Below are 4,750 nucleotides of genomic sequence, written 5' to 3'. Positions count from 1 at the left end.
TGATTAAGTGTTCTCCTTAATTCTATTACTCCAGTAACAAAATGTCAATAGTTTTTTAATCACTTTTTTCAAAAAGGCAAAAAAATAGAACGTATAGATTATTTCCATACGCTCTATCTCGCATTTCATATTAAATTTTGTATTCTACAAACTTGAAGTTTCTTAAATAATATAATTAACTATTCCATAAATCAAATGGCATACCATAAATATTGAAATAGGTATAACAGCAATCATATTCTTTCTTTCAATAGCGAAAAACAGAAATACCAAGCATGGAAAAATAGTCAAACCCAATATAACAATGCCATTCGTCACACCTACATAATAAAATATCCAACATAAAAAATACAGTAGACAACAAATAATTGTGGCCATAATAAATCGTGTGATACTTATTTTTTTACGGTCTTGATTAATGAATATACATAACGACATTACCATTAACACCTGACATATAGATGCTATTACATCTACTGTTTTTGTAATTGACTCTCCCCTTAAAATATCATTCGGTTCTGGAACTGCGAACCAAATAAAATTGGGAATCATAATAATAATAAAAGTAATCAATCCCCATATATCAAAACCTATTTTGTATTTTTTTATCATCTCAACATCTCCACAGATTCAAATTTGTTACTCTCATAATATCATATTTTTTCTTCAATTACATCAACCTAATTTTAATACACTGCCATTCGGCTTGCTTCTGTAACCATCATTCAGTTGATCTTCTCCTACATTGTTTCCTTTGCCTATTCATCGAAATGATAACGGACAACATAGGTCATCTGACAGATTTTCTTTGTAAATGTATTCCCCTCTGTTTTTGTATTCATCATCTTTTCCATAATCATTTTTTCCTTTCCTTTTAGATCCCAAGCAGAGAGCCATTTCATTGGTCTCTATCATGGTAATATTTACAACTCCATTTAGTATGTGATAAACTATGAGTGTCATTTAATACCTCATTGACTTTTTTTATTTTGCAGTTGGCAGACCGCAAATTTATTATATCACTGAGGTATTTTTGTTTGGTTATCATTGCTAAAGCTATACTGACTCCCCAGTCTAACTGAGGGGGCTTATACAAACAAAAAACGACTCTTTCAAATCGTATTTGCTTTGAGTCGTTTCATTTTTTTATATTTTTATTTACATAATATTCTATTGGATTTTTTAATTTATTTTCAAAATATTTTTGGTAGCTTTCTAATATTTTTAATCTTTCTTTTTCGTATGGTATTTTTTTGTATTTTTCTTTTAAATATTTTTGATATTTTTCTATTCCTATATATTTATCTGTGATTGAATTGTCTAGCACTTGGATTAGTTTGTCGTAATCTGTGTAAGTGTGGGATAGGAGAAAATTTTTTATTATTTTTTTATCTTTTTCTTCTAGATTATCTTCTCCTACATAGGAGTCTATATCTTTTATTATAAAGGAATGGCTAAGATTGGTTTTTGCTGGAAAAAAATATGATTCTTTTCTTAAAATATAAAATCCTCTTATATTTTTTTCTAAATTGTTTTTATTTTCTTTTTTTCCAATTTCAAAAAGTGAGCCACAAGCAAAGGCTATGTCTTTATCTAGCCCTAATTCTTTTGCCATCATTTTTGCTGTTTTGCCTATAATTTTTGATCTTCTTACCCAAGCTCCTATATTTTGGTTATCTTCTATTAAATAATAATTTATTTTGTCTTTGTTTGGAATATTTCCGTAATTTTCTTTATACATTTCTTTTTACTATCTTTCCGTAGGTATAAATTTTTTTGTCATCGTCTATAAATCTGTATGAAATTTCATTTTTGTTTTTGGATTTTTCTCCAAGTATATATTTTTTATCTCTTATTTCATTTTTATAAACTATATTTATAAATTCTATATCTTGGTCTTTGACTTTTGTAATTTCTCTTAATAAATCCATATAAGATGCGTTATTCACATGATAATTTGTGTCTATGTCAGTATATCTTATTTGAATTTTTTCTAAATTTGTAAATTTATCGCCATATTTGTGTGATTTTTCTTCATATATGGCTTTTTCTTTTTGGTAGGCTTTTGCTATTTCTTTTGGAATTTTTATTGGTCGCATTTTTTTAAGGTCAAAAAGCAAAAACACGCAATAGGCTTCTACAATTTCTTCATCATTTCTTTCTATGATAAAGTTTCTGTAAGCGTAGAATTTTTTCATATCAATGGCAAAGGTGGTAATTTTTATTTTATCTTTTGCTTTTATCGGCTTTTTGATTTTTATATCCCAAGAATAAACTATCCACCTCTTATCTTCCATGATTTTTTCATCTTCTACTTCTTGTGCCTGATCAAAGGATACTTCAAACATTAAAGACAAAAGATATTTATTTTTTAAATATCCCTCGCTATTTGCAAGAAATCTTTCTACTTCAAATTCTTTTGTTTTTCTCATTTTATTCCTTTCTGTATATATTTTTGATTATAGCAAATGTCATAAAAAATCCCAAAAATAAACTTGTTACCAAGAGTGCTTTTAAAATATTTTTGTCAATCTCTACAAATGCCAAGCCCAAAAGTGATGAGGCGATTATTAGGCAAAGTCCAAGAAAAATTATAGCTTGTGTTTTTTGATTTTCTGTTTTTTCATAGGACTTTCTTTCTTCTTCGCTTTTTTGGTCGATTATCCTAAAATCTCCTCTTGCTAGTTGCCTTAAAATATTTAGGGTTGTTTGTGGAAATTCTTTTATTAATGAGTAGGTATCATACATTTTTGGTCTAATTCTATCCAAAACTAAGTCTGGACTAAAAATTTTAAATACCATAGATTTTGCTATTGGAAGGGCAAGTTCTAGGAATGATTCTTTGTAAACTAATTTTTCGATTAAGCCTTCCAAAATCAAAACTGTTTTTGCAAAATTTGTAAGCTCTGATGGTATTTTTATGGAATAATCCACCAAAAGCGTATAAAAATCTCTAATCAAATCTGCAAGTTTCATTTGATTTAGGCTCATTACCATGTATTTATCCAAAAGTTTTTGTATTCTTTTTTCAAAATCCCCAATTTTTTTGGAATCAAATTCCAAAAGTCCCATGCCAATTATAGCATCAGTTATAAGTTTTACTTCATTAAAACTTGCTCCCAAAAATATTTTCATTATTTGATAGCGATAATTTTCCGATAAATTTCCCACAATTCCAAAATCTATCAAATAAATATTTAAATTATCATCTACAAAAATATTTCCAGGATGAGGATCAGCGTGAAAATATCCATAAGTAAACATTTGATTTACATAAGCTCCTATGATTTTTTCAGCTAATTCTTTTCTAATATCTGACCTTTTTTCATAAACTGACCTTATAGATTTTCCGTCAATATATTCCATTGTCAAAACTTTTTTGCTTGAATATGAATCATAGACGTCAGGAGAAAGGAGGTCTTTTTTTTGAATATTTAATTTTCTGTATTTTTTTATATTATTTTTTTCAACTTCAAAGTCAATTTCTCTAATTAGGGAAAGAGAAAATTCTTGGATAATTTCTCCAAAATTAAAAGATTTTATTTCTTCAAGTTTTATTTCGAGTTTTTTATAAAGATCATTCATTATTTTCAAATCTTCAACAACTCTTTTGTCCATATCTTTTCTTTGAATTTTGACAACAACTTTTCTCTCAAGAGAGCCAACCTTTATAGTTGCCAAGTGAGTTTGGGCAATTGAGCCTGATGCAAGTGGTTTTTTTTCAAATTCATCAAAGACATCATAAATATCTTTTAAAAATTCTTCATAAAAAACTTCTTTTATATTTTCAAAAGCTTCTTCTTTTACATCATCTTGTAATTTTTCAAGCTCTGTAATTATATTTTCTGAAAATATATCTCTTCTTGTAGATAATAATTGTCCAAATTTTACAAAAACAGGTCCCAATTCTTCAAACAAGCTCCTCAAATTTTTGCCAAAATGACTTTCAAGCTCGCTTAAATCTTTTGAATTTTCTCCCTTATTTTTCAAAAGTTTTCTGCCGTCCAAAATAATATTTAGACTTATAAATTTTTTTATTATCTCAAGTTTTCTTTTTTTGTATCCCATTTTATTCTCAATTTCTATTTTCTATCTTTTCATATTTTATTTTATTTTTCTCCAAAAGTTCTATTGCATAAGGATCAATTCTATAATCATTTGAATAATAAATTTCTTTAATGCCCGCTTGAATCAAACTTTTTGTGCAATTTAGGCAAGGAAAATGAGTTACATAGCAAATAGAATTTTTGACAGGAATTCCTTCTTTTGCACAATACAAAAGTGCATTCATTTCAGCATGAATTGTTGCAATACAATGACCATCTCTCATCGTATGCCCTACTTCATCACAATGCGGATTTCCTTTTATTGAACCGTTGTAGCCTGTAGAAATAATTCTATTTTCGCCATTTACAAGAACGCAACCAACATAAGCCCTATCGCAGGTTCCCCTAAGAGCAACCATGTGAGCAAGTTTTATAAAATATTCATTCCAAGTCAACCTATCTTTTGCCATAATTTCACTCCTTAATTTTTATCTTTATTCTATTTTACCAAATTTAAAATTTTAATCACACAAAAAGACTGAAGATCGACTTCAGCCCCATATAATTTGTAAAGTATTCAAATCCTCATGCTAAGAATATCATACGGAAAAAATTGATATGATTTCAAATTTGAAAATTCGTTAAAAATCGCACTGTTTGAGAGCGTAGCTTGAGTTTGCGATTTTAGAATTTTGAAATTTAGA

General features: G+C 27.8%; 4 protein-coding genes. All 4 read right to left on the bottom strand.

All coding sequences use genetic code 11. The features are described from left to right. Window positions 1-1,138 precede the first annotated feature (1,138 nt). Genes HMPREF2782_RS09175 through HMPREF2782_RS09160 form a run of 4 tightly spaced genes read right to left on the bottom strand, consistent with a single transcriptional unit; the run spans window position 1,139 to window position 4,516 of the window. Window positions 1,139-1,741, bottom strand: coding sequence for an HD domain-containing protein (locus tag HMPREF2782_RS09175; protein WP_070642589.1), 603 nt, complete (start codon window positions 1,739-1,741; stop codon window positions 1,139-1,141). Further along, window positions 1,734-2,432, bottom strand: a complete 699-nt coding sequence (locus HMPREF2782_RS09170; RefSeq protein ID WP_070642586.1) for an acyl-ACP thioesterase domain-containing protein — start codon at window positions 2,430-2,432, stop codon at window positions 1,734-1,736. Before HMPREF2782_RS09170 ends, HMPREF2782_RS09175 begins: the two co-directional genes overlap by 8 nt. Before the next feature lies 1 nt (window position 2,433). Beyond that, window positions 2,434-4,068: an ABC1 kinase family protein gene (locus HMPREF2782_RS09165; protein WP_070642584.1), complete on the bottom strand. Its 1,635-nt coding sequence runs from the start codon at window positions 4,066-4,068 to the stop codon at window positions 2,434-2,436. A 7-nt stretch (window positions 4,069-4,075) separates the two neighbouring features. Next, complete coding sequence (locus tag HMPREF2782_RS09160) at window positions 4,076-4,516, bottom strand: deoxycytidylate deaminase (protein WP_004838093.1); 441 nt, start codon at window positions 4,514-4,516, stop codon at window positions 4,076-4,078. Window positions 4,517-4,750: the final 234 nt, after the last annotated feature.

The sequence above is a fragment of the Anaerococcus sp. HMSC068A02 genome (assembly GCF_001811125.1).
In the GTDB taxonomy this organism is placed as follows: Bacteria; Bacillota; Clostridia; order Tissierellales; family Peptoniphilaceae; genus Anaerococcus; species Anaerococcus vaginalis_C.
This window is presented reverse-complemented; position numbering and strand designations above follow the sequence as displayed.

Excerpts from the sequence above, each read along its gene's own strand:
- HMPREF2782_RS09175 (WP_070642589.1), bottom strand. The coding sequence starts at position 1,741 with ATGTATAAAGAAAATTACGGAAATATTCCAAACAAAGACAAAATAAAT.
- HMPREF2782_RS09170 (WP_070642586.1), bottom strand. The coding sequence starts at position 2,432 with ATGAGAAAAACAAAAGAATTTGAAGTAGAAAGATTTCTTGCAAATAGC.
- HMPREF2782_RS09165 (WP_070642584.1), bottom strand. The coding sequence starts at position 4,068 with ATGGGATACAAAAAAAGAAAACTTGAGATAATAAAAAAATTTATAAGT.
- HMPREF2782_RS09160 (WP_004838093.1), bottom strand. The coding sequence starts at position 4,516 with ATGGCAAAAGATAGGTTGACTTGGAATGAATATTTTATAAAACTTGCT.